Here is a 25419-nt window from a genome sequence, read left to right as displayed (position 1 = left end):
AGGAACCCTGTGAGTACAACTGCTAATCCCCTGGTGCTTCGTCTGATCGAACTCGTGAAACAACATAAAAAACCCTCCAGCCCTAAAAGCACGGCGGTTCTAGTCAAAGTCATGGATAAACAACTTTTGAATCCAGGCAATCATTCCGTTGAAAAATTTAAAAGCGCCCTGCAAGAAGCTCTGAACAGCGACGTGATATTGAGTGAATTGATCCGTCAACAGCACTCTGAAGACGAACTTCGTGGTTGCTTCGCAAACTTACTGGAAGCTTTGAATCAAGAAGAAGCTTAAAAAAAGGGAGCCTAGGGGCTCCCTTTTTAGATTCTGAATCAGATCAGATTATTTCGCCGGAGCAGCTGCTGCCGCTTCTTGTTTAGAGCTCATTTTATTAAGCTCTTCATAACCTGGCATTGTCGAAAGATCCGGTACGACCACGATCGCAATACGACGATTCGCTGCTTTACCTTCTGGAGTGTCATTCGATTGCACCGGGTGAGTATCACCGAAGCTTGCCGCACTGACGTTCGCAGCAGGCATTCCCGCGTCGATCATCGCACGAGTTACGTTCAAGGCACGAGCCGAAGCCAATTCCCAGTTAGAAGGGAAAACGGCTGTCGCGATTTTCAAGTTGTCTGTGTGACCTTCAACTTGGTAAGACTTGCCTGGGATCGTTTTAAGTTGGTTGGTAACTTCTTTGATCGCTTCCAAACCTGCTGGTGAAAGTTTCGCAGAGCCAGAACCGAACAAAACGTCAGAGCCCAAGCTCACAACCATTTTGCCATCGATAACTTTAACCGAGATATTTCCTGTGTCGACCAACTTTTGGAAACGCTTTGTCAGGTCTTCGAATTCTTTAAGACGTTTTCTTTCTTCAGCCTGGCGAGCTCTCATTTCAGCCATCGCCTGCTTCATTTCGTCCAAAGAAGTTTTCAACTGACCACGGTCTTTTGTGACCACGATCAATTTTTGTTCAAGCTGTTGCTTTTCGCCTGTCAGTTGTTGCTTTTCTGTTGTTAAAGCTGTCACCGCAGCTTTTTCTTGAGCCAAAGCGCCATCGCGCGCGTTGATGTCTGCTGTGTATTTAGATTTTGTTACACAACCTGTAACCAATAGAGCCGCTGAAAGGCCCACGATATATTTTTGCATGGTGTTTCTCCTTAGTTGCTTGAGTCGTCATTTTGTAATCGATGGCATTCAGACTCAAGAAAAGGAGAAAATTTAAGTACAAGGTCGTGTTTCAAAGCTCCACATTCAAATAATTCAAGTCTAGCCCCTGAATTCTATATATAGGCACGATGCCGCATTATGTTCCAGCCGATGATATGCAGCCCGCATCATCACTTTGAAAAGTTATGCATTACGGATTATTAAAGCTCAAGACATTCACAAAAGACGGAGTTTTTGCTATACCCGTCTGCAAATCCAGAAACTTCTTCGGGAGAATTTATGAAATTCCTATTATCCATCGCTTTGGTATCTATGACTTTGCCCGCCTTCGCCGACACGACTCTTGTGACCTGCTCCCCACAAAATGGCAGTAAAAGGTTACAAGTTTCAATTACTGACGATGGCACCCGAACAGCGCACACCATCATCACAGACAGTCGCGGCAACCGCATCGAATCTGATAAAGAAGTTCATTCCGTTTACGCCAATGGATACACGGCTTATGAAAGCGCTGATCATGAGTTTTATCTGGTGGTGAACCAATCCTACGGCAACAGCAAATTGGTTCTGACTGATGCCGAGGGCGGTAAGTCCACTGCAGATTTATACTGCAACCTTCACTAATGTTTTTTCTCGTGCAGGAATTTTTCGAGCTTATCGAAGGATTGCATCCAGCCCTGCACGCAGTCCTCTTGTAGTTCGTTTGGCATACCTTCTTGATAAAGGGCCAAGCGACTGTCATCTGCGCCTTCCGCTAAAAATTCCAGCGTGATGTAACCCATTTCTGGCCATTCCCCCGGCATTTGCGCTTCTTGAGGAGTAATGGCTTTCCCAGTTTCATCTGCGAACTGGTCCGTCATAACGATGCGTTTGTTTTCGACGATTTCTTCGTAGGTGCTGGTCATTCCTCCGCCGCCTTTCTCGTACCCTTTCATGTTAATGAAAACCCGGCCGCCGACGCGGAAATCAATATCAACACGATCTGCATACAAGCCTTGAGGCCACCACCAGGCTTTTAAAGCTTCAGAGGTGCTAAAAGCCTTAAATAGTTCTGCGACGGGAACATCAAACGCACGATCCAGCATCAAGAGTCTGGATTGTGGGGTGGAATGCTTATGAACTGAGGGAGAGTTGCTTTTCTGTTGGGAGATTTGCATAAAAACTCCTTTAATAAATGAATTGCTATCTTATTATCGCAGTTTTCCGGTCTTTCGCGGCAGGATCATTGTCTAATTCGCTGAGAATTCATGAAAACGTGACCTCGCACTTATCAAAATATGGTGAAGAAAACCCGAAGCACTCCTTAATGATCAAAAAGTTTTTTTTGACCTCCATTTTAATGTTCTGGGCTACAGGAAGCCTCTTCATGGTGTCGCAGTTTTATGGCTGGCACTTGATGAGCTTCTCTGCGCTCCCGTCCTTGGCCCAGAGTCAGGGCGGCCAGTGGACACTGACTCACGTCGTAAGTGAGTCCTGCAAATGCTCCGCAAAAGTTGTGGAATATTTGGTAGCGCGTGGACCCGAAAAAGACGTGAACGAAGAAATTCTGGTGATCGGTCATCCTCCGCAAATCACGGAGCTGCATCAAAAAGGTTTTAAAACCCGTACGCTGGAACCCGATGATTTAAAAGAAGACATTTCTAAATTGGGAGTGCCCTTCTTATTAATTACGACTCCCAAAGGAGACACCGTCTATGCCGGTGGTTACTCCGAAAAATCAGTTCAAGATGGCAGCCCCATCAGGGACTTGGAAATTCTGCGCAGTTTGCAAGGCACGGGAACCGTTGCAAACTTTCCAATTTTTGGATGCGCTGTCAGCCGTAAACTTCAAAAAATTGTTGATCCTTTTTCGATGAAATACACAGGTCAGGTTAAAGATGAACTTTAGACAATCATTTACCCGCAGTCGCTCATGGATGTTTTTAATAAGCTTGTACTTGCACCTTCCGGTGTTTTCGTACTTAGCTGCAACCAATGGACACAGTCAGTGGCTTGCTTGGGGTGGCAGTCTTTTTATTTTATCTGTGCCGACGGCGCTTTACTTAATGGGTAATGCCTCTGCCCTTCTGCCAAATTTGCTGGCGATGACGATCATGTGTTTTTCGGGAATGTTGATCCATCTGGGTAATGGCATGATTGAAATGCACTTTCACGTATTTGTCGCCCTGGCCTTCTGTTTAAGTTTTGGTATGATGAGTGCGATTCTAACAGCGGCAGCAACAATTGCAGTTCACCATTTGGCCTTCTTTATGTGGTTGCCTAAGAGTGTCTTTAATTACGAAGCCGGCTTCGGCATCGTGCTTTTGCATGCGACTTTCGTGATTCTGGAAGCAATTCCGTTGATGTTGATTGCTCGCCGTTACGGCGCCTTCATTTCTTTGCAAGATACAACGATCGCCCAGTTAACCAATATTTCCGGAAAAAACTTTGAAGGCTGTACGACCATTGAAGACACCGGTAAAAAATTGGATGAGTCCGCTGGCAGTGTCAGTCGTGGTCTGGAAAACTCTCTGAAAATGCTTCAAGACCTGACGTCACAGGTGACATTAAATACGACATCTGCGAAGGAAGCTGAGTCGCTTTCCACGACTTCTCGTGAAGTTGCGACCGATGGTGCAAAACACATCCGGGAACTTATCGACTCAATTAAAAAGATCTCTTCAAGTGCCAACGAGATTAATAACATCGTGACGGTAATTGAAGACATTGCTTTTCAAACAAACTTACTGGCTTTGAATGCTTCCGTAGAAGCGGCACGTGCTGGCGAGCACGGTCGTGGTTTCGGCGTGGTTGCAGAAGCAGTGCGTACACTGGCACAACGTTGTTCCAGCTCTGCCAAAGATATTTCGATTTTGGTTAAAGGAAATGTCGATACGATTAAGGCCGGAGAAAAGAGCGCGGACCTTAGCAATAAGTCTTTAAGCGAAATCCTAAGTTCCATTGAGCGAGTGCAAACTTTGAATAAAGAGATCGCGACTTCCAGCGTGGCCCAAGGTCAAGAGCTCGGCAATGTAACTCAGACGATTCATTCTGTGGAAGCACTGACTGCACAGAACACTGGTTATGCCCAAAACCTAAATGAAACTTCCGCGCAGCTTTTGTCAGATGCTCAGATTTTGACAGAGCTGGTAAGCTCGATGAAGGATTCAGCGGGATCGAACAAGGCCGCCTAAAACTAAAAAGCGCAGTTTTCTGACTGCGCTTTTTTAGTCTATAAATCTTCCAGTTTTTTTGACCAATAGAATGGATAAAGTTTTTTGAACTTAAATCCAGTGTACGGTTTCACTTGACTCCAGTTGGTCCCGTCCGTGGATTCCACGATGTTGCCCTTCGGAGAGACTCCTACAACCTTCCCTGCAAGCTTTGCGAAGGAACTGACAGCAGGATAAGGATTTTCAATGGTTTCCAAATCTGCCTCACTGGTATTTGCAAACTCCGATGGGTCATCCGGCAAGCGACTGATCTTTCCATCACTGCCACGAACAGCGATCCAGTCAGGCCCCCACTCGGGCCTTAGATAAAAATTCACGGGATTCACTTGATACAACCTAAATCCAAACATGCCACCCTTTTCATAGCAGGTGACTCTTTTGGAAAGCAAAATACAATAGACCGAGCCCACGGTGATATCACGAACGTCGGCTATTTCGTCTTCACTCAGTTTATTATAGGTATCCACTAAGGGACCTTCCACCATCGGCCAGTCGGAAGTGAAATCGTATTTCGCAACTTGCCCATTTTTAAAGAAAAAATAGGGAAATCCCCTTTTCACCGTGGAAGCTGCGACGTCTAAGCGCAACTCCACCAGCAAGGAAACTTTTGTCCCATCATAAAATGAAATTTTATTATCATTCGACTGAATCAGGGCACCTTGTTTGATTCCAAGCGGAGCCTTATTAAAGCGTCTAACCAACTCGATCGCCACATTGGCGCGAGCCTCATCTCGTAGGGCCTCGTTCTTAGTGCCAAGATAGACATACAAATGAAAGGCCGTACCGATTCCATAGGACCCCTGCTCTTCGAAGGTGGTGTCGCAAGCGGGATAGGCCGTGCCCAAAAATTCGCCGTGGTCACAGTCCACATGTTCAAATCCATCAATATGACGAGCTTCATGTAAAAGACCAGCCGCCGCCATCAAAGGTGTCGATCGATCCGAAACCAGCACCGGGCACACGTGCATAATTTTAGTATCATGTTCACTTTGATTAACATAGGCCCCAGCCCCACCCGCACAGACTTGATTGTTTTCGGTCTCGAGAACGATATTTTCAATTCGCGTTTTCAAAAATCTTGTGGGGCCTTGTTCACTGAGGACAGTTTTGAATTTTTCAGGAATACTTTTAAAGGCAGGCAGATTCTTCATGAAAAGAATCGCATCGACAACACCACGAAAGTCACGCGTATCACAGGCATCTTTTGCGGAATAACGCTTTATTGGCGTTTGCTCGTCATCATTTTGGACAAACATGAAATTCGTCAAAACTTTATCCAATGCCTGGCTTTCAATGCAAGAGCGGCGAGCCGCCCGGGCTGGGTTGCCGAGAAGGCTTGCCCCGGCCACAAGCGCGGCACCAATCAACAAACGTGCTGAATGATTATTAGACACTGGAATTTCTCCTGAAGAGTTTCTTCGGAAAAATGCGAGTTTCATACCGGACTGAACTCAAATCAAGTGTCTCTTCACAGGCGGAGTCCAGTGTAAGTTTCAGACGAGTGACGATTCTTGGCAGAAAAGGTCTTCCCTTGTTTTCATCAAACGGGATCATTCCTAAACTTAAAAATACTGACCTTCGGAGAAGTAAATGACTAAAAAACGAAATGTGACCGCTCTGAACAAACACCCTTCAGAACCTCTCACCTCTAAAGTCTTTAAGGCCGAAATTAGGAAATTACACGTCGAGCTTGTAAAACTGCAACGTTGGGTGGTGCACAAGGGCCTCCGGATCTGCATCGTCTTTGAAGGCCGCGATGGCGCAGGAAAGGGAGGTACCATTAAAGCTCTTACGGAGAGAGTCAACCCGCGAGTCTTTCGCGTCGTTGCCCTGCCCGCTCCGACGGAGAGGGAAAAAAGTCAGATGTACCTGCAGCGCTATGTTCCGCACTTCCCGGCGGCTGGCGAGATCGTGATCTTTGACCGAAGCTGGTACAACCGCGCCGGCGTGGAACGAGTCATGGGTTGGTGCCCCGAGGAACAAGTGGAAGTGTTTTTACAGAATGCTCCCCTACTAGAAAAAACCATGGTGGATTCGGGGATCATTTTACTGAAATACTGGTTGGAGGTAAGCCCCAAGGAACAAGAGCGCCGTTTAAAGGACCGAATTAAAGACGGCCGAAAAACCTGGAAGCTTTCCGAAATGGATTTGAAATCCTATGATCGGTGGGATGATTATACCAAAGCCCGCGATGAAATGTTTAAAAAGACCAACTCCACCTGGGCCCCTTGGTATTTTGCGATTTCCGAGGACAAAAAAAGCGTTCGGCTGAATATCATCAAACATATTCTGAGTCAGATTGATTATAAAAACATTAAAGAAAAGCCCATCGAACTTCCGAAAAGAAAAATCAAATATGAAAGCAACTATCACGGAAAAGTTCGTCTGGTGCCGGAGGACCTATGGAACTCGTAAGTAACGCGATCATTCCGCCGGAGTATCTAAACAGCGTGACCACATTTTTATCGCTACTTGAACCGGCCTCGACAGTATTGATTCTGGGAGCTGGTGCAACCGAGCTTTTAAGCAAATTTAAGACGAATGGATTCAATGTCGTTTGCATCGAAGAAAATGCGGACCTTGTTAAAAAGTGGAAACAAGAAGGCATTGAAATGATCGAGGGCACAGTCAAAAACCTCGCATCCCTCAAAGTCCCAAAAAACCTGCAAGGAATTTGGGGCGGAGCCGCCTTTGAACACATGCCCGAGGATCAATTAGAACACAATCTGGAACTGATTCACTTGATGCTGCCGGAAGAAGGAGCCTTATTTTTAAGTCTTCCCCTGGGGGCCGGCGAAGTGACAACCAGTGCCGGTACAACACACTTCTATTCCGAAGCAGAGTTGCGACAAATTTTGGTGGAAAAACATTTCGATGTGAAATTGATTGAGGCAAGCACGTCAGCGACTCTCACCAGTGTTGCCACAAAGACAGCAAAAGTTCACTGACGTTTTTTTGATCTATTTGGACTTTTTAGGAAAGAGTTTTAGATAGCGGCCATATCCTTTAGCTTCCATTTCCTCTTTCGGGATAAATTTTAGGGCGGCAGAATTAATGCAATAGCGTTTGCCGCCTTTATCCGCAGGGCCGTCGTCAAATAGATGTCCTAAGTGAGAGTCTGCGCCTTTGGAACGAAGCTCTGTTCTTTCCACAGACATTTCATGATCGGGCTTAGTCACCACCGCATTATCATCAATGGCTTTGGTGAAGCTGGGCCAACCGGTGCCCGAATCATACTTATCTGTCGAACTAAAAAGAGGTTCACCACTGACGATATCGACATAGATCCCTTCTTTTTTATTATCCCAATAGGCATTATTAAACGGTCTTTCGGTCGCAGCTTGTTGCGTGCACTGATACTGCATGGGAGTCAGCCTTTTCTTTAACTCAGCATCCGAGGGTTTTTTATAGTCGCCTTCTTTAGCCGATAAAGAGCCCGCAAACATAAGCGTTGTTAAGATCAGTCCAAGAATTTTCACCATACGACCCCCTTCCATCATTCTATCTCATCACTCTCCGGGGAACAGGTCCAGCTTTATGACACATTGGCAATTCATCACTGTTTGACGATTATTCAGACGAAAAAAAGTTTGACGATTCCGCCCGCTCGTTCAGATTTCGCGAATGAAATTTGAACAAAAGTGAGCCGTTTCCCTAGGATTCAGTGCTTGAAAACAAGAATGCTAGCATCATTGTTGATGGGGGATATATGAAAACACTTTGGCGTAAGCGTAAAAAGATCGCGACGGTTCTATCTGCGCTTTTAATGATGCTGCTATTCCAAAACTGCTCTCAGGCAGACCTTTCTTCACAGGCCACCAGTGGTGATCTGGAAATTCAAAGCAATCTCGCCGGCGGCAAACGCCGTCCAAAACCAAGACCTACAGTTTCGCCTTCTCCGACAGTGTCACCATCACCAACAGTGAACCCGTCGCCAACGGTGACGCCATCGCCATCGCCTTCTCCTTCACCCACACCTTCTGCGACAGATGTCACATTCAATGTTGACGTGAATTTGGATCGTCATGCGATCTCGCCTTATATCTATGGTACGAACTATGAGACCAGCATGATGAAGGGTATTGGATCTTTCCGTATGGGCGGAAATCGCTGGACGACTTATAACTGGGAAAACAACGCCACGAATAGTGGTACCGACTATAACAATACAAGCGGTAACCGTGTTTGCGACCTCGTAAATTGCGGCAGTCGCAGCGAGGTTGCAGGAGAGGCCGTTCGCCTGGGTGTCAAATTAGCTTACTCATACGAAGCGACACCACTTGTGACAATTCCAATTGTAGATTACATCGCTGCCGACAAAAACGGTACGATCTCACAGGCGGCTAGTGCGACGAACACCCGCTTCCGTCAAAATTTGGACCGTAAACCAAGCAGCGTGAGCTCTGCCGTTGCGAGCCTGTCCGACAATTACGTTTATCAAGACGAAGCTCTTAAATTTTTCCAGGATACTTTCAAAACAGATTTGTCTTCGGGTCGCAAGATTTTCTATAGCTTGGACAATGAACCCGGCATTTGGAAATCGACTCACCCTTTGATCCATCCTGCAAAAACGACCTATGCGGAAATGAAAGAAAAAACCATTCGCTTTGCGAGTATGATCAAAGAGCAAGCGCCAGATTCTATGGTGTTTGGTGCAGTGGCATACGGCTTTAATGAAATGATGAGCTTGCAGGATGCTCCGGACCGCTCGAATGGTGAATACATGTCGTGGTTCTTGCAACAAATGGCGGCCGCTGAAAAATCATACGGCAAGCGTCTGGTGGATGTGATAGACATGCACTGGGGATCTGAAGCCCGTGGTGATGGTTATCGCGTGCTTGACGAGACAGCTCCGCAAACACCAGCGGTGATTGCGGCTCGCTTGCAAGCGCCTCGCTCTTTGTGGGACCCGACTTATAAAGAAACCAGCTGGATTGCGGATGACTATTTAAATGCACCTATCCAATGGATCCCACGCTTGAAAGATCGAATTAATAAGTATTATCCAGGAACTAAAATTTCGTTCTCGGAATACAATCACGGCGGCGGCCAAACAATTTCTGGGGGTATCGCCGAAGCCGATGTTTTGGGAATCTTTGGTCGCGAGGACGTGTTCTTTGCGACTCATTGGGACCGGGAAGACTCCCCTTACATATATGGCGCAATGAAGCTTTTCGTGAATTACGATGGCGCTGGTGGCCGCGTGGGTGATATTTCGGTTCGCGCTGTTTCAACGAATAACGAAAAAACGTCTGTGTATGCGATGCAATCCTCGAAGGATTCTTCTAAGATTTATCTGGTTATCTTAAACAAAACGTCCACGGCCCTTTCCACTAAAATCGCCATTGCCAACAGTAGTGGTTATACCCAAGGAGCCGCATACCAGATTGCTGACGGGAGCCCCACGCCGAAATCATTAGGCAGCATCGCCGTCTCGGGCTCTGATGTTTACTACACTATGCCAGCTATGAGTGTGACGACACTGGTTCTCTCAAAATAGAACAATCGTAAAAGGTCCCGATTCATTAGTAATTGATAATGTGTCGGGATCACTCCATAAGCGACGAAAAGTTAAAAATAGATATGAGATGGTCACCAATATGACCACATAAGAATTTCTCGGAACTCACTTCTTAAGAAATCTTGAGCGATTTAGCTAGCTTTAAATGAGACTGTCAATTGTGAGTCAGCTTTGCTCGCATTATCATAGATGTATCATACTTAGAGGTAGGTACGTTCATGAGCCAAAAAACACACTATCGTCGTTGCCAACATTGCGGCACGACTCATAAACAAGAAGACGAGTTGCTAATTGATTGTGATAACTGCGGGAAAGAACTCGTACCCCTTTATTACAGCCAACACGTACGTTTAGCACAAAAGTACTTTGCTAATGCTATGAAGGATTCTGAACTGAATCCCTACTCCAAAGAAGTCGCCGTAGTTGGACTAACAGCCGACTGGGACGCCGATACCGACGCTTTCTAATGACATATTGAAATGACTTTAAGTTAGAGTGACCCTTATAGCAGAGGGAGGCTTCACAATGAGAAGTCTCGACTTAGCAGCGGTCTCTCAAGATCCAAGATTCACCAAAAGAGCCACAGAGCTTGCGCAGCTTTTCTCGTTTGAATTTGAAAGCTTCGATAGTCCTGACACCTTCTTTGAAAAAACCGAATCCTATAAATCCATCACTTGTATTTTATTGGATTGTTCAAAAATTGAAAAACCCAATGAAGCTGCCGGAATGGTGCAAGTCGCCTGTCAGGTGGCTGCTGAAAGTTATATAATCGCGGCGGTGAACTCTAAACTTAAACCAGAAGACGCCCGCATCGTAAAAACATCTGGAGCATCTTTGGTCCTGATGGAAAATGAATTCTATTCCACCAGCAAACTAGAGTTCGTAACCACTCAGGTGATTCGTTCCGCATTTATACCCATCAAAGTCTATGATTTGATGCCTGATACGGAAACCGCCTTTCCGTTATTTTACATGATGCCTGCAAACAAGAAATTCCTAAAGGTCGCCAAACCTGCAACCAAGCTCAATTCCACCTTCTTAAAAAAGTTTTCCGAAATGGGTGAGCTTTATTTGCGAAGGCAGGATTTAAAGAACTGGGTGGAGTACAGTCGCAGTTTTAATTCAAACGATGAGGCGAGTGCCCTGCGCCGCTGCCGTCTTCAATTTTTACAAATGAGTCAGTCCTTTTTAGCTCTGGCCCTTATGATCAGTGATCAAAGTTCAGCAGCATCGTTTGCCTTGGGAAAAGAGCTCTATGGAACATGCGAGAGTTTTGCTAAATCACTCCTCACTTCTTTAGGCGAAGTCAAAAATCCTTTTGATGTAATCAACAGTTCCTCCGTGGGTGACTTCGGGTCTTTGGAACGAGCTCCCGCTATCGCCGCCTATGCCGCGGTGCTGAGCCAGGAAGCTAAGATTGGAACGCCCTTAGAAGTAATGATCGCAGCCCTTCTTTCTGATATTGGTTATCTTGAACTCTCGCCTTCAACATCTGCAAAATTACGTAACCATGAAATCGAAGCCATGCACGGCGAAGAACTTATGGAATACCAAAAGCATCCCATCTATAGCTTGAATCAGTGCCTGGCCCGTAAAATTCCATTAAGTGAACCTATGAAAATGATGATTCTGCAAAGTCATGAACGTATGGATCAAAAAGGTTTCCCTCACAGAATCAACCCCGATAAGATTTTGGAAGAAGCCATGCTGATTCGATTTTGTTGGGAGCTTGACGGCAAAACTCAAGTCCGAATTGGCGAAACACGGCCTGACATTCAAAGCATCATCGAAGAGCTGGCCAACGTCGCCACTTCCGAAAAAGGAAGTTATTCCATTGGATTTACCATGAAGACCGGACCCGTTTTAAAAGAGATTCATTTAAAAACAGAAACTCAATGGCCCCATCAATAACTTCTGGTGACAGGGCCTGATAAAACAGTTTACCAATTTTTAGCGACTCCGGATTTAGAGGCCACATCGTCCAAGAAAGTCACTTTACCAGTAGAGATGTCATACATGGCTCCCACCAGGCGAATTTTATTCTGAGCTTCCAGATCACGAATGATTTTACTTTTCTTTCTGATTTCTTCTACAGTCAGCATCACGTGCGCCTGCGAAACATGATCAAGGTCATCATAGGATTCAGTATTGAATTTGGGATTAGACTTTTTAACTTGAGCCACGGCTGGTTGAATTTTATCCAGCACTCCCGTCAAATGACCCAGCTTCACATTCTGACAGGCTCCCTTGATCGCGCCGCATTTGGTATGTCCCATCACCACCACGAGTTTTGCACCCATCACCGCGGTACCAAACTCCATGCTGCCAAGAATATCATCGTTTTCAACATTTCCCGCGACACGAGCCACAAACAGTTCACCGATACCTTGGTCAAAAACAATTTCCGGCGGCACCCGTGAATCAAGACAGCTTAAGATCACCGCATAGGGCTTCTGACCGTCTTTGGTTTTATTTATTTGATAGTGAAAATCGTGCCCGGCTTTTTCGCCACTCATAAATCTCTCATTGCCTTCCTTCAGGGCCATCAGCTCCTCTTGGGGCGTCTGTGGTGCCTTCGTCTGCCGTCCCGCATGGGCCGAACTGACAAACATACTCAGAATTAAAACGGATAGTATCTTGATTGAATTCTTTTGAGCCATAGGGTCCTCCTTAGGCCATTTTAGCTCTGTGTGGACGATTCAAAAGAATATTGGTAAGGCCGTGCAACGATACATTAGAAAGAACAAGCCAGACCGACAGAGTAACCACTGACGTTATCCCCAAACATGTAGCGTCCCACAAGACGGGTGCGTGTGACCCATACGTTATAGTCCGATGAGTCCAATTCAATTCCTAAGCCTGCTGTCGCCAGATAATGAAATCCCAAAACACCCACCTGATCACCAAAGTATTGGGAGGCCGAGCCCTCCAGCACGTAACGAAACGGCTCCCCCAACGCTCGCAAATCCCCCATCGGCGCACGGAATCGGTAATACACATTCGCGGTGCTTGAATCCGAATAGCCACTGATGGAACGACTGCCGCCCATGCTTTGCAAATGTATGAAGGAATAGCGCAACTGCAAGTCCACATCTGTTCCGATCACGTCGTCATGAAACTCATAAGCCAGCATCAAAGCGCTGCCCAATCCACCGATACTGATATTGCCGTTATCCAGGAAATCAATATTTTCCAAATCCTTGTAATCTGCTATAAGAGCGGCACCGATTTCAGTATCACTAAAGAGCATGCTGAATGAGAAATTGAAAATAGGCCGGATCACCCAGCGACGGTAGATTTCAAAATCCCACCCCACTCCACCTTGCACCGTGCCTGCATTCCACTTTAAAGGCACCGATCTTTCTTGAGCTCCATCACTGGCAATAAATTTGGGATCATAGCGGCTGTAAGCAGCGGCGCCTTCGAGATAGACAGGTGTGGATTTGCTAATCGTAAATCCCCCACCAAATTGAGTCATCGCAATCGAGGGATTTCCAGTTTGCGCGTTATTAATCGAAAGTGAACTGGAAGCAAGATCAGGAATAGCCGAGTAAGACATCAGGGCGACAACGGAGTTCGCCATTTTTTGCACATCGACGTCTCGTAACTGAAAAGCAGCTTGGGCCGTCCCGTGTGCGCAAATGACGCAGAGAAAATAAGTCCAAACGCGAACGTGCCACTTGCTCATGTATTTAGAATCTCTCAAGGCCATCAAATTGCAAACAAAGTATTCTCAGCTTTGTGAAAGTAAATCTGAACAAATCTCCCAAACACATGACAGCAAAGGATTTGAACTCCATCTAAGACCTGAAGAAATTAAGATCAAGGACGAGTCCTTTTAGGATTCATCAAGTATTTCATTAAAACTTGGCAAAGTTCTCTACAATGCAGACTGACAAGGAGAACTCGATGCTTCTAAAGACAACGACAAGTATTGGCCTTTTGCTAGCCCTCTCAGCCTGCGCAAGTCAGGCAACAAAAGAGAAAACAAATCCTGAGCAATTGCAAAGCATCGTCGTTCCCTCCGCCGTCTCCGACCCATTGAATATGCGCGCCGAGGCTGACTTCCATTTTATCCAAGGCGACGTCTTTAGCCGCGAAGGAAAACCTGCGCGCGCGATTGAGCACTTTGAAAAAGTGGCAAAGCTTGATCCCAATGCAGTGACAGTCTATATGCGCTTGTCTGCGGAATACAAAAAGCTAAAGAAAACCAAAGAGGCGATGCTGAACGCGGAGAAAGCCATCGAGAAAGATCCAAAAAACATCGAAGCGCATTTCGTTTTGGGTGATCTGTATTCAGCAGAAAAGTCTTACGATAAGGCGATCGCTCAATACAATTCCGTCCTTCGACTGCAACCTACAAACAGTGATGCAGCCATTAACGTAGGATCTTTATATGCGATTCAAAAGGACTTTAGAAAAGCGGAGCAGTACTTCGACACCCTTTTGAAAAATCCAAAGTTCGAAATCCCTTACCTGGTTCACTACTATGTGGGCTTGATGCGTATTGATCAAAAAGCATCTAAGTATGAACTCGCGGCAGAAACTGCATTCAAAAAATCTTTGAAAGTTAAACCTGATTTCGAAGACGCTTTGATTTCCCTGGCAAACCTTTATTTACAACAAAACAACACCCGCAAAGCACTGGCCGTGTGCGAGGACTTCCAAAAGAATCAACGCTTCAGCACCAAAGTGTCCGAGATGATCGCGCAAATTTACATCGATGATGGCGATTTGAATAAAGCCTATGGCCAGCTTGACTATATCTCTAGCAACGCTGAAAGCACATTTGATGCTGAGCTTAAAATGGCTCTTATTCTGATCAAAAACAAAAAGCTTTCTTTGGCTGCGGAAAAACTAAATGACCTTGTCACTAAATTCCCAACAGAGGATTCTGCCCGCTATTATTTGGCGGCAGTAAACGAAGAATCGGGTGATGCGAAAAATGCTATCCAAAATTACCTGCAAATTCCAGCTAAGAGCGAACACTATGGTGAAGCGATGGTGCATGCGGCTTTCCTTTTAAAAGGCCAAGGAAAAATCAAACAAGCCCTGAGTTTGACCACTAAAGTTCTGAATGAGAATTCAGATCCGCAAGTCTACATCATGCATGCTTCCCTGCTGGAAGCTAAGAAAGACTATGCCACGGCTGCTGACGTCCTTGAAAAAGGTCTTACTAAATATTCCGAAAACACAGAAATGCGCTTTCAACAGGCGATCATGTTGGACCGTATGGGTAAAAAAGAACCCATGATCACTCAGCTGAAAAAAGTTTTGGCGCAGGAACCTTTTCACGTTCAAAGCCTGAGCTATCTGGCATTTTCCCTGGCAGAGATGAATCAACAGCTGACGGAAGCAGAAGACATGGCTCGTCGGGCTTCGGAGTTATCCCCGAAAGACGGTTACGTCCTAGATACATTTGGCTGGGTCTTGTTTAAACAAAAGAAGTTCTCTGAAGCCATCAAAGTTCTGGAGAAAGCTTATGAATATCAACCTTCCGCGAGCATCATTGCTGAGCATTTGGCTGATGCCTACTCGATGCAATCACAAACTGAAAAAGCCCAGCAGCTTTACAAAAAAGCAGCTGGCTTAACTAAGGATGAAATTCGCGCGAACAAAATTCGCAGCAAAATTCAAAATCCTTCTTAAACTTAGATCGCAAATACAAAGTAAAAAGCCACTGACTTCTCAGTGGCTTTTTACTTTATTTGATCTTCTTATATTTCTTACGAACTGCATAAGCTCCGTCAACCGACGCTTTAGCATTCACCAGACCTTTGCCCGTTTGGTTTGCAATCTCTGTCTTGATTGGAGTTGCTGAACCATTCATGATTTCACGAATCTTCCACGCAGTGATTCCCGGCACCACAGATCTCATTAAAGCCACCACGCCTGCTACGTAAGGAGATGACATCGAAGTTCCGCTGAACTCAGCATAGTCCGCACCTTGGATTTCCATACGAACAACCAAAGTTTCTGTCTTAAGCAGGTTCAGAATCAAATCCTCACCTGAAGTTGTTTCCACCATGATCACTGGGATTTTGATATCGTTAGGGTCTTCGCTTAAAGAACCGCTCACCAAGGCACCGTCGTTATTACAAATAACCAAAGCCGCAGCCCCTGCCGTCTGAGCATTTTTAATCTTTTCAAGAAGTGGCAGGTTGCCACGCTTAACCACCAGAACTTTTCCAGTCACTGCCAGGTTTGCAAGGTCACCCACCGCACCGAATTCACCAAACACCGCGGATTCATTTAATGACTTCACAGGTACATTTGCATAAGTCACTGCCGGCAAAGCTTTAAACTCGCCCGCCGCATTTTGGAAACTGGCAACTGCGATTCGACCCGTACCACGAGGAACAGAGGAACGGATGCTTACACCCGGTGCCATCAAGTCCAGTGCGGGACTCCAGTTAGAAAAGGCTGCGCGTTTGCCATTCATATCCACGGCACCCACAGCAGTTACAGAAATATAACCTGCCGGCATGGGAGTGGCTTCCATTCCGTTGTTACCCATCGCGGCCACCACTGGGATTTGCTCCCCGTCCAGTTGCTTGATCATGAATTGCTCTGGGACACTTCCGCCACCACCCAATGACATGTTTACGACGTCGACTTTTTCACGCAAAGCCCATAGCAAGGCTTTCGCAACAGCATCATTATTGCAGCCCTTAGAGCCGCACACCTTGGCGATTAAAAGCTTGGCTTCGGGTGCAACACCCACCTCTTCCAAAGCTGCCTGAGCTGCGATAATGCCGGCTACGTGGGTTCCATGTCCTTCTGTATCCGTTACGTCCTGGGGACCGCCATCTTCAGTAAAGTTTTGTACCTTTTCGATACGACCCGCAAATACCGGATGATTTTTATCAATACCAGAATCAATCACCATCACACGGGCGCCGGCCCCTTTGGTCATCGTCCACGCCTGTGGAACACTGATCATTTTTAGTCCTTGGGACACTGGAAGCTGGCCATTGAACAAAGACATGCGCGGCATATTTGAAGTCAATGTCGGCATGACTTGCGCTCGCGGAGTTGGATACGTCTTTTGCGTTTCGATAAAGTTCAAATCTTTGACGTCCACCATGCTTAAAATTTGATCCTGGCTTTGTGCTTCGATGATCATCACTTTAACTTCAGCCAAGTCATCAGCAATACGAAGTCCTGGGGCTGGGTGAGTTTGCACCTGAGTTTTAAAAGCATGAGCCTGGTTTTGATCTTTAAAAGAAATCAAAAACTTTGCAGCGTTTGCAGATGTAGCAAACAAAGACAAAGTACCTACTGCGATCAGAGTCGAAAATCTTTGAAGTTTCATTTCAATACCTTATTTCTTTTTGCAAATGTATTTGTGACGAATGTTCATCGGAGCTTTATCCGGGCAATTCAAAATCGTCTGGTCATCCATGATGATATCGCTGCCAGATTTGCTGAACAAAGTGATGGAGTCCACATCCAACGGCAAAGAAGGACAGATCGCAGAAGACACATGGGTCTGCATTCTGGCGCGCAAACTTTCGCCTTCGCAGCTGGTTGTATAAGTCGTCGGGAAACCATCGCCTTTCGAGCGAGTTTCAGGAATTCCATTGGCAACAAGCTTAGTTCCGTTGATTTGATAAATGACCTGATTCGCCTCAACACCCTTACTAATGATGAATGAATTCACCGGGCCTGAGTCAGAAACGCAGTCAAAATTACCCGCTAATTCAGGGCAGGCAAAGGCAGGAATCGAAAGAGAAATAATAAACAGATTCAGTAGTATTTTATGCATCCGCACGGGTTAATTCTTTGCTAAAGTGTTGTCAATAAGTGCCCAGTGATGGCGCGCTAAGCGCAACGAAAAGATGCCTCGCAATGCAGTCGCGCCCCGCGTTATTATCTATTCGCAGACCATCTCTTGTGACATGTAACGATTGCCCTCACCGCACATTGCTTTTCTGAAAAGCTCACGAACCGGAGCTGCAAAGGAAAGCTCATGAACTGTCATCTCGCCTTTGCCAACTTTCGCTAACTGCGCCAGCATGTCCGCTTGTTTAAAGTCGCTGTATTTTTCGATAAACTTTCTGTCGATTTCTTTCAGATTCAAAACAACTTTCGTGAATGGAATTTTGATCGCTTTGTATTCAGGATCATAATCACCATCGAATGGTTTTAGGGGCTGAGCCAACTCGCGCTCGTTCAAAACCGTTTTTGCGGTAAAGATACTTGTTAATTTTAGCTCACTGCGAACGCGACCGTATAGTTTGATACGGCCAGGAAGAAGATCATGAAACCCACGGATCGCTGCTTGCTCCATATTCGTTGGAAGAGCTTTTAGAGCTCTTTCAGGAAACCTTTCTTGCAAGGCACGTTCATAAAATTCACGAATCATAGAATGAAACTCGGCCACAGTCTGCTGTCTTGCTTCCAGCGACGAAAGCCCCTCTGACATCAATTGCGTGTAGTGATTCACAAGTTTCATCGCCACTGTGTATACAGCTGCGTTTTCGGAGTTCTTGGGATTACCACCCAAATACCATCTGTGTCCGCCCTCATAATCAAAGATAGTGCTTAGATCCAAACGTCCATTTTCCACATTCACTTCTTTTTTATGATCCCAGGAGAACACGTCATGAGACATCAAACCAATCACGCCGACATCTTGAACATTGTAAGACGCAAAAGCTTGAGAGCTGAAAAAAGCTACAAACAGAAACAAAATTCCAAATTGAAATGAACGCATAAGTCCTCCAAGAGGAAGTTTGAATGTCACAGACCCACGGAAATGACAAACAAGACGGCAAAACTTATCAATGCGTTTTCAATTGCCTTCATGTATGCTGACTCCATGAAGGCAATTGAAAAACAACTGATAGAACGTTTCTTTAAATATTTGTCCGTAAGCTCGCAAAGCAATGACGAGGTTGCTGCGCTACCCAGCACGCCGGGCCAACAAAAACTGGCCGAGTTGTTAGCTGAAGAATTAAAAGCGTTGGGTCTTCACAATATTCAGCTCGATCAACACGCCACTGTCACTGCCGTAAAACCTGGAACTAAAAAAGGTGGACCGCGCATTGGCTTTATCACTCATATCGACACAGTCGACGTGGGATTAAGCCCCCACATTCATCCGCAAATTATTACCTTCACTGGCGAAGACGTATGCTTGAATAAAAAAGAAAACATCTGGCTGCGAGTATCCGAACATCCTGAAATTCTGCCTTACAAAGGACAAGAGATTATCTTTAGTGATGGCACCAGTGTTTTAGGGGCCGACAATAAATCCGCAGTTACGGTCGTTATGACTTTGCTGGCAAATCTTCGCGCCGATCAAGAGTACGGCGATATCGTCGTGGCCTTTGTGCCAGACGAAGAAATCGGACTTTTAGGTGCAAAGGCCCTGGACCTTTCGCGCTTTGATGTGGATTTTGCCTACACCATTGACTGTTGCGAGCTCGGTGAAGTCGTTTATGAAAACTTCAATGCCGCGACGGCTGATTTAACGTTCACGGGAGTTACCGCTCACCCGATGTCTGCCAAAGGGGTTTTAGTAAATCCCATTTTGATGGCACAAGATTTTATCAGTCTTTTTGATCGCTCAGAAACTCCCGAAAACACCGCGGGTCGCGAAGGCTATATCTGGTTTAATGGAATGACGGCAACTCAACAGGAGGCAAAGCTTACCGCCTCCATTCGTGATTTTGATCTAACAAGTTTTGAGGCTCGAAAAAAGAGAATCGAAGCGGCGGCCCAAGCAATCACCGCCAAGTATCCAACAGCGAAAGTTTCTTTGAAAATCACTGACACTTATAGCAATATCAGCAGCGCCATCGGTAAAGATCGCCGCGCCATTGATTTGATTTTCGCAGGCCTAGAAAAAATCGGCGTCGAGCCCAAGGTCATCCCCATGCGCGGAGGAACTGACGGTGCTGCTCTTTCCGCCAAGGGAATTTTGACACCAAATTATTTCACCGGCGCTTTGAATTTTCATTCAAAATATGAATTTTTGCCTGTCAACTCATTCGTAAAATCCTACGAACTGACAGAGCAGATTTGCCTGCTGGCGGCAAAATCCAAGTAAAGCCTCAACGATATTCCTTGTATAAAATAACACCCTGGTCATCGTTAAAAAATAAGTACATATGATCAGGGCCGATGGCTGTTGCGGCGGGTGCAGAAAAAACCATCTGCGTAAGAGTTTCCCAAGCAGACCAGCTCACACCATTGAAATACGAGTGTTGTATGGTCTTATTCCAGGTTCTTGAAAAAAGATCGACCCGATTATCCCCCCACGAGCACGCTCCCGGACCTGTATCGAAGGAACCTAACAATCCCTGCCAGACTCCCCAGTGATCCAATCGATTCGTCAACTGCCACAATCCATTGTTGAGTCCGCGGTAAAACACATCGACGGTTGAGGAATTTTTTCGGCCCGTCGCTGCAGGTTCTGAATCCATTAGACCTCCCAATGTCTTCCAACTGTCCCAATGTCCACTATGGTAGGCCCGCCACCATAAAGAATTATCATTGCCTCGGGCAAACAGGTCGATACGCCCGCCCGGTCGAACAGCCGTCGCGATGCTTTGAATTCGATAACCCGCCACAGAGTGGGAGTCTCCCCATCCCTGATATGGCACCCAGCTTTTCTGCCAAACACTGCCATCCAATTCCAAATAGAACACGTGAAGATCAAAAGAACTCCAGCATGCGGCAGCAGGAGCTGTCCCCTTGCGTATACGAGTCACAAAGGCCCAAGGATTTTCTGACGTATCAGATAACGACCTAAAGACGACAGAATCATAAAGTGAATTGTTACTTCGAACTGCAAAGACCCAAACCTGGCCTTGGGGTGCCGAACAGACCACGGGTTTTGCTAATGTCTTGCCATTAGTCCCCATCGTGGGGCCCCACTTCGCAGCGAATAAGGGCGTAGAAAAAAACAAGACAAAATATATAAGCAGCGAGCTCATAGAAAATCTCCCCTGCATTGTTTTGCTTTATTTTATCAATCCTCAACAAAGAATCGGAGAGTATCAAAAGAGCATTGTTAAAAAATACCCTCTACCTTTAGCCAAACTGATCACTAAATTCATGTGAGCGCACAAGTTTCGCTCATTAGGGTTTCCGCCTCTGGATTAGGCTCTATAATTGAACTGTTCAGAGGAGGAAACATGTACAGTAAAGCAAGTATCAAGAATCATCCCCTTCATCCGATGCTGGTTGCCTTCCCTATCACCTTTTATCTTGTGACCTTTATCGCTTTTGCGGTTTACAACTATGGCAATGCCGATACTTTTTGGTATCGACTGGGATTTTTTTCGAATGTGGCTGCGGTGGGAACCGCTTTAATCGCCGCGATTCCGGGATTCATTGACTGGGCCTTTGCCATTCCGACCAAAACTGCGGCAAAGCGCGACGGCCTGATTCACATGGTGCTGAATCTGGTGACGTTAGGATTTTTTGCTATCAACGGTACGATCATTAACGGCACTTGGGAGGCACCACCGGCCTATGCATCCGTAACTTCTTTGGTACTCACTGGTGTCGGTTGTCTGACACTTTTAGGAGCGGGCTTTTATGGTTGGGTGATGATCGGCATTCACAAAGTCGGCGTGACCATGGACCACGAACAAGCAGAAATCCAGCAGCGCATCGAGCGAAAAGATCGCCACGAAGAGCCACCAGTTATGTATCACTGATGACAAAACAGGCAGATGATGTTCCCCATTTATAAAAAGAAAAAGACTGGGAGTTTCCCGCGCAAATGGGATGCTCCCAAAGAATGAAATTTTGAATTTTCTGATGACAGTTTCCGAGGGAATTTCGTCGAAATGTTTTTCAAAGTTTTTGAAGTTCAGAATCCGCATTTTTTTAATTATCAACGCTCTGGTTACCTCAAAAACCAACAATGGGTTGTTTTTCCCCTTGAATGCCGCGAAGTTATGCTTGCTCCCTCTTTGCATACGAGGAATTTGCCTCTAGAAAACTCATTATGAAACACAAAATGCCCATCATGTGTCTAGGGAAATAGGCCGAATAGTAATACCGAGATGGACACGCTAAAGAAAATTGGACCTTATCAAATTATTAAACGTATCGCTGAAGGCGGTATGGCAGAAGTCTTTTTGGGAAAAACTGAGGCCCGCTTTGGCGTAAGCAAACTTGTTGCCATCAAGACGACTCTGCAAACAGGAAATCCCGAACAACTTAAAGAGATGTTCTTTAATGAAATCCGCATGAGTGCGAATTTAAGTCATCAGAACATCGTTAAGATCTATGACTTTGGTGAGTTCAACAATCGCGGTTATATGGCGATGGAATACATCAATGGTGTCACACTTCGCCAATTGATGACTTACCTGCACGAAAAACAAGTGCGCCTAAGCTCCTCATTTATTCTTTATATAATTCACCAGGTCTCTTTGGGCCTGGCATACGCCTATCAATCCGTCGATCCGCAAACAGGGCGTCAGTTAAAACTCATTCATCGCGATATCAGTCCCCACAACATTTTGATCTCCTTTGAAGGTGAAGTAAAAATCATCGACTTCGGAATCGCGACGGCGACAAAAGACAAGGACTTGGAGAACGGACAAGTAAAAGGCAAAGTCGCCTATATGAGTCCCGAGCAAGTTCAGGGTAAAGACGTTAACAGTGCTTCTGATATTTTTGCTTTGGGAGTCATTCTTTGGGAGTTGATGGCGAATCGCCGCTTCTATTCCCAAACGACAGTCCAAGACGTTAAACAAGCAGTTTCAAATTTTGATATCGACAAATTAAGCCACGCCAACATGGAAGATCGCTCTGAGGAATTGATAGGAATTTTACCTATCATGCTGCACCAGGATCTTGCTAAACGTGCCGGTGATGCCAACGAGCTAGCACGCTTACTTGGGACCGTGTTGTCGACACTTCACCCCGATTTCTCGGCCCTCGCTTTGGCGGATTATTTAAGAGATGTTTTTTCAGCAGAGTATAACGCCAACATGGAACAGATTCGCGCCTCGGTAGCTGAAGATGAAAAAACCATGGCTGTTGCAGCCACAGACATTACGACCACTGATCAATATGGCGAGCTTGATGAATTCGAAATTAAAATTGCGGAAGGCTCTTACCATTCAGGGATTACCCTGGAAAAACTGACTGATATCACCTGCCCTGTTCCGTCAACGGTAATGAAACCAGCGCCAGACATGTGGGGTTTAGGAGCAAAGCCGAAGCCTCCAGCTGAGGCTATCGCCGTGATGCCTTTTTATCAATTTCCGAAAATGCGTCACGCACCACAACCGAAGCCATCGACAGCCACAAGTTTTGTAAAGATATTCTCGGTTTCATTTGTGGTTTTGCTAATTGGTGCTATCACTTTTGGAAAAATCAGATTTGGAGAAAAAAGACCTGCTCTGATAGTCGACGCTGATGTACCTCAACTAACATCAGAACAGATTCAAAAGCTTCGTATGAGCTTCCAACAACCCGCAGCTGCACCCGCTGGCACGGCCGCGTCTTCCGCGACTGGCAAAAAATCTGCGGCAGTCGCAAGTCGCAAAACTTTGCCAAAAGTTCGCACGATCGCTTCAGCAAAGCCTGTTAAAACAGTTCCTCAGTTTGCGAAAATCAGAAAAGGCAAAAACGGAGAGCTGGATCTTTCTCACTTTCAAAATGGCGTTCCTTATCCTTCTGGCACGAAATGCGTAACGAACTGTCCAATTAAAATTAGTTCTGAGGGCAACGAATAACGAAGGGGCTTGCTTATGTCAGCACCGCCGCCCTCTCTTTCAAAAAGTTTTCAAAATCCTTTAAACACAAGTATTTTCAATTACTTAACAATATCAAAGCAGCCCCTGTCTATTTTTCGCCACCAGTCAAAAGTCAAATAAATCGAACTGAATCGTGACGACGTCTGCGGAGAGGTCTAAATTCTTTGAGTTAGCTCAACTCGAAAGGATTCCAACTATGAAAGCTCCAGTACGTGTTGCAGTCACAGGCGCTGCAGGACAAATCGGTTACGCACTTCTATTCCGTATCGCAAGTGGCGCGATGCTTGGTGCAGACCAACCAGTTATTCTTCAACTTCTAGAGATCCCAGACGAAAAAGCTCAAAAAGCGCTGAAAGGCGTGATGATGGAGCTTGATGACTGTGCGTTCCCTCTATTGCACTCCATGATCGCGACTGGCGATCCAGCTGTGGCATTCAAAGATGCTGACGTGGCTCTTTTGGTTGGCGCACGTCCTCGTGGCCCGGGTATGGAACGTAAAGATCTTCTAACTGCAAACGGTCAAATCTTCACTGTTCAAGGTGAAGCGATCGGTAAATACGCAAATCCAAATGTAAAAGTTTTGGTTGTTGGTAACCCCGCAAACACCAACGCTTACATCGCAATGAAATCGGCAATGAAGCACGGTCGCGTAAAAGCGAAAAACTTCACAGCAATGCTTCGTTTGGACCACAACCGTGCGTTGTCTCAACTAGCTACTAAAACTGGCAAACCGGTTGCTTCTTTCAAGAAAGTAGCGGTTTGGGGTAACCACAGCCCGACGATGTACCCAGATGTTCGCTTCGCAACAGCTGACGGCGCAAAAGTTCCTGAGTTGCTAAAACTTGGAACTGCTGAAGGTGACACTTGGAACAAAGACACTTTCATCCCTACAGTAGGTAAACGTGGTGCAGCGATCATCGAAGCACGCGGTTTGTCTTCTGCAGCTTCTGCAGCCTCTGCAGCAGTTGATCACATGCACGACTGGTGGTTGGGAACGAATGGTGAGTGGGTTACAATGGGTATCCCTTCTGACGGTTCTTACGACATCCCAGAAGGTATCATGTACGGCTTCCCAGTTACTTGCAAAAACGGCGAGTACGAGATCGTAAAAGGTCTTGAAATCGACGCTTTCTCTCGCGAGAAAATGAACAACACATTGAAAGAATTGACTGAAGAAAAAGACGCAGTCGCTTCAATGCTGTAATTCTAAATTCACATTTTGAATTAAAAAGGGTCTCTTCACGAGACCCTTTTTTTTGCTTTAACGTTGAGTCAGATCCTTTGTTTTACGTGGATCGTCTGCGGGGTTGATATAAGTAATCCCCCAAGGCCCAATGCCGTTGATCTGCACCACGGCACCATCACCCCGAGCAAAGTGATGTGTGCCCGCATTCATGCGCGCAAAACTTCCTGGCGGAAGCTTCATCATCTTGGCCTTCGCATCATCACCAGTCCCCATCCAAAATTTCCCAGAGATAACCGTGACATTCTCATCCTGCGGATGGAAATGCGGTGGAATCATATACTTTGCCGGCATCTTTAAACGCATGCCGAATGGGCCGGCCACCGAGGGATCACCATACATGATCGCCACTTTGGCACCTTTAGGTAATGACGGTGGCGCCTCTACCCACTTCATCTGGTCCGGTGTCATCATCACATGATCCGCCTCATCAGCGGCAAAAGAATAAACTGGAATCATCAAGCCAAGAGCAATAAATAATTTAAGCATCTTTCCCCCTTATGAACTCATTGAAGGAGGATTTAGAATGCAAATCAAAACTTC

Annotated in this window: 25 protein-coding genes; 14 read left to right on the top strand and 11 right to left on the bottom strand. The window is 45.9% G+C overall.

Annotated features, from left to right (window positions below; translation table 11 throughout):
* The first annotated feature begins 9 nt into the window (after nt 1–9).
* Nucleotides 10–291 carry a hypothetical protein gene (locus HW988_RS06710; protein ID WP_181606770.1) on the top strand — a complete coding sequence of 94 codons (282 nt, stop codon included), beginning with the start codon at nt 10–12 and terminating at the stop codon, nt 289–291.
* A 48-nt stretch (nt 292–339) separates the two neighbouring features.
* On the opposite strand, the gene HW988_RS06705 is transcribed toward HW988_RS06710, so the two are convergent.
* The gene (locus HW988_RS06705; RefSeq protein WP_181606769.1) at nt 340–1146 is read right to left on the bottom strand and encodes an OmpA family protein; all 807 of its coding nucleotides are present in this window, start codon (nt 1144–1146) and stop codon (nt 340–342) included.
* 300 nt (nt 1147–1446) lie between these two features.
* Between HW988_RS06705 and HW988_RS06700 the strand changes: the two genes are divergently transcribed.
* Nucleotides 1447–1791 (top strand): hypothetical protein, encoded by a 345-nt coding sequence (locus tag HW988_RS06700; RefSeq protein ID WP_181606768.1) that lies wholly within the window; start codon nt 1447–1449, stop codon nt 1789–1791.
* Here HW988_RS06700 and HW988_RS06695 read toward each other — a convergent pair.
* Nucleotides 1788–2324, bottom strand: a complete 537-nt coding sequence (locus HW988_RS06695; protein ID WP_181606767.1) for an SRPBCC domain-containing protein — start codon at nt 2322–2324, stop codon at nt 1788–1790. The genes HW988_RS06700 and HW988_RS06695 overlap by 4 nt on opposite strands.
* A gap of 209 nt (nt 2325–2533) precedes the next feature.
* Between HW988_RS06695 and HW988_RS06690 the strand changes: the two genes are divergently transcribed.
* Together HW988_RS06690 and HW988_RS19200 are read left to right on the top strand one after the other, a co-directional pair.
* Nucleotides 2534–3055, top strand: a complete 522-nt coding sequence (locus HW988_RS06690; RefSeq protein WP_181606766.1) for a hypothetical protein — start codon at nt 2534–2536, stop codon at nt 3053–3055.
* Complete coding sequence (locus HW988_RS19200) at nt 3045–4340, top strand: methyl-accepting chemotaxis protein (protein ID WP_181606765.1); 1296 nt, start codon at nt 3045–3047, stop codon at nt 4338–4340. Before HW988_RS06690 ends, HW988_RS19200 begins: the two co-directional genes overlap by 11 nt.
* Nucleotides 4341–4378: 38 nt before the next feature.
* Here the strand turns inward: HW988_RS19200 and HW988_RS06680 are convergent, their stop codons facing one another.
* Entirely contained in the window at nt 4379–5773 is a 1395-nt protein-coding gene (locus HW988_RS06680) for a hypothetical protein (RefSeq protein WP_181606764.1), read from the bottom strand.
* A 196-nt stretch (nt 5774–5969) separates the two neighbouring features.
* On the opposite strand from HW988_RS06680, the gene ppk2 reads away from it, so the two are divergent.
* Nucleotides 5970–6794: a polyphosphate kinase 2 gene (ppk2, locus tag HW988_RS06675; protein ID WP_181606763.1), complete on the top strand. Its 825-nt coding sequence runs from the start codon at nt 5970–5972 to the stop codon at nt 6792–6794.
* Nucleotides 6782–7327, top strand: coding sequence for a hypothetical protein (locus tag HW988_RS06670; RefSeq protein ID WP_181606762.1), 546 nt, complete (start codon nt 6782–6784; stop codon nt 7325–7327). Before ppk2 ends, HW988_RS06670 begins: the two co-directional genes overlap by 13 nt.
* Before the next feature lie 12 nt (nt 7328–7339).
* Here HW988_RS06670 and msrB read toward each other — a convergent pair whose 3' ends face one another.
* Nucleotides 7340–7861, bottom strand: a complete 522-nt coding sequence (gene msrB, locus HW988_RS06665; protein ID WP_181606761.1) for a peptide-methionine (R)-S-oxide reductase MsrB — start codon at nt 7859–7861, stop codon at nt 7340–7342.
* A 227-nt stretch (nt 7862–8088) separates the two neighbouring features.
* On the opposite strand from msrB, the gene HW988_RS06660 reads away from it, so the two are divergent.
* From HW988_RS06660 to HW988_RS06650, 3 genes are all read left to right on the top strand, one after another.
* A complete protein-coding gene (locus tag HW988_RS06660; RefSeq protein WP_181606760.1) occupies nt 8089–9879 on the top strand; it encodes a glycoside hydrolase family 44 protein in 1791 nt (596 codons plus the stop codon).
* Nucleotides 9880–10118: 239 nt separating this feature from the next.
* Nucleotides 10119–10367 carry a hypothetical protein gene (locus HW988_RS06655; RefSeq protein WP_181606759.1) on the top strand — a complete coding sequence of 83 codons (249 nt, stop codon included), beginning with the start codon at nt 10119–10121 and terminating at the stop codon, nt 10365–10367.
* 58 nt (nt 10368–10425) lie between these two features.
* Nucleotides 10426–11811, top strand: a complete 1386-nt coding sequence (locus HW988_RS06650; protein ID WP_181606758.1) for an HD domain-containing phosphohydrolase — start codon at nt 10426–10428, stop codon at nt 11809–11811.
* A gap of 29 nt (nt 11812–11840) precedes the next feature.
* Here the strand turns inward: HW988_RS06650 and HW988_RS06645 are convergent, their stop codons facing one another.
* Both HW988_RS06645 and HW988_RS06640 read right to left on the bottom strand, forming a co-directional pair.
* A complete protein-coding gene (locus tag HW988_RS06645; RefSeq protein WP_220128817.1) occupies nt 11841–12560 on the bottom strand; it encodes a carbonic anhydrase family protein in 720 nt (239 codons plus the stop codon).
* 74 nt (nt 12561–12634) lie between these two features.
* Nucleotides 12635–13588 carry an autotransporter outer membrane beta-barrel domain-containing protein gene (locus tag HW988_RS06640; RefSeq protein ID WP_220128816.1) on the bottom strand — a complete coding sequence of 318 codons (954 nt, stop codon included), beginning with the start codon at nt 13586–13588 and terminating at the stop codon, nt 12635–12637.
* 221 nt (nt 13589–13809) lie between these two features.
* On the opposite strand from HW988_RS06640, the gene HW988_RS06635 reads away from it, so the two are divergent.
* The gene (locus tag HW988_RS06635; protein ID WP_181606757.1) at nt 13810–15549 is read left to right on the top strand and encodes a tetratricopeptide repeat protein; all 1740 of its coding nucleotides are present in this window, start codon (nt 13810–13812) and stop codon (nt 15547–15549) included.
* Nucleotides 15550–15604: 55 nt separating this feature from the next.
* Here HW988_RS06635 and HW988_RS06630 read toward each other — a convergent pair whose 3' ends face one another.
* The 3 genes from HW988_RS06630 to HW988_RS06620 all read right to left on the bottom strand — a co-directional run bounded on the left by HW988_RS06630 (nt 15605) and on the right by HW988_RS06620 (nt 18619).
* Nucleotides 15605–17215 carry a S8 family serine peptidase gene (locus HW988_RS06630; protein WP_181606756.1) on the bottom strand — a complete coding sequence of 537 codons (1611 nt, stop codon included), beginning with the start codon at nt 17213–17215 and terminating at the stop codon, nt 15605–15607.
* A gap of 9 nt (nt 17216–17224) precedes the next feature.
* On the bottom strand, nt 17225–17668 hold the full coding sequence (locus tag HW988_RS06625; protein WP_181606755.1) for a hypothetical protein: 444 nt from the start codon (nt 17666–17668) through the stop codon (nt 17225–17227).
* Between the two features lie 108 nt (nt 17669–17776).
* Complete coding sequence (locus HW988_RS06620) at nt 17777–18619, bottom strand: hypothetical protein (protein ID WP_181606754.1); 843 nt, start codon at nt 18617–18619, stop codon at nt 17777–17779.
* A gap of 105 nt (nt 18620–18724) precedes the next feature.
* Between HW988_RS06620 and pepT the strand changes: the two genes are divergently transcribed.
* Nucleotides 18725–19957 carry a peptidase T gene (pepT, locus tag HW988_RS06615; RefSeq protein WP_181607636.1) on the top strand — a complete coding sequence of 411 codons (1233 nt, stop codon included), beginning with the start codon at nt 18725–18727 and terminating at the stop codon, nt 19955–19957.
* A gap of 4 nt (nt 19958–19961) precedes the next feature.
* On the opposite strand, the gene HW988_RS06610 is transcribed toward pepT, so the two are convergent.
* Nucleotides 19962–20846: a hypothetical protein gene (locus HW988_RS06610; RefSeq protein WP_181606753.1), complete on the bottom strand. Its 885-nt coding sequence runs from the start codon at nt 20844–20846 to the stop codon at nt 19962–19964.
* A gap of 201 nt (nt 20847–21047) precedes the next feature.
* Here HW988_RS06610 and HW988_RS06605 point away from each other — a divergent pair, with 201 nt between their 5' ends.
* From HW988_RS06605 to HW988_RS06595, 3 genes are all read left to right on the top strand, one after another.
* On the top strand, nt 21048–21575 hold the full coding sequence (locus tag HW988_RS06605; RefSeq protein ID WP_181606752.1) for a DUF2231 domain-containing protein: 528 nt from the start codon (nt 21048–21050) through the stop codon (nt 21573–21575).
* Nucleotides 21576–21926: 351 nt separating this feature from the next.
* Nucleotides 21927–23612, top strand: coding sequence for a serine/threonine-protein kinase (locus HW988_RS06600; protein WP_181606751.1), 1686 nt, complete (start codon nt 21927–21929; stop codon nt 23610–23612).
* A gap of 217 nt (nt 23613–23829) precedes the next feature.
* Nucleotides 23830–24837, top strand: coding sequence for a malate dehydrogenase (locus HW988_RS06595; protein ID WP_181606750.1), 1008 nt, complete (start codon nt 23830–23832; stop codon nt 24835–24837).
* Between the two features lie 57 nt (nt 24838–24894).
* On the opposite strand, the gene HW988_RS06590 is transcribed toward HW988_RS06595, so the two are convergent.
* Complete coding sequence (locus HW988_RS06590) at nt 24895–25365, bottom strand: cupin domain-containing protein (RefSeq protein WP_181606749.1); 471 nt, start codon at nt 25363–25365, stop codon at nt 24895–24897.
* Between the last annotated feature and the right edge of the window lie 54 nt (nt 25366–25419).

Source organism: Bdellovibrio sp. KM01 (assembly GCF_013752535.1).
Taxonomy (GTDB): domain Bacteria; phylum Bdellovibrionota; class Bdellovibrionia; order Bdellovibrionales; family Bdellovibrionaceae; genus Bdellovibrio.
Note: the sequence above shows the minus strand (reverse complement) of the source record. Positions and strands in the feature narration are given on the sequence as shown.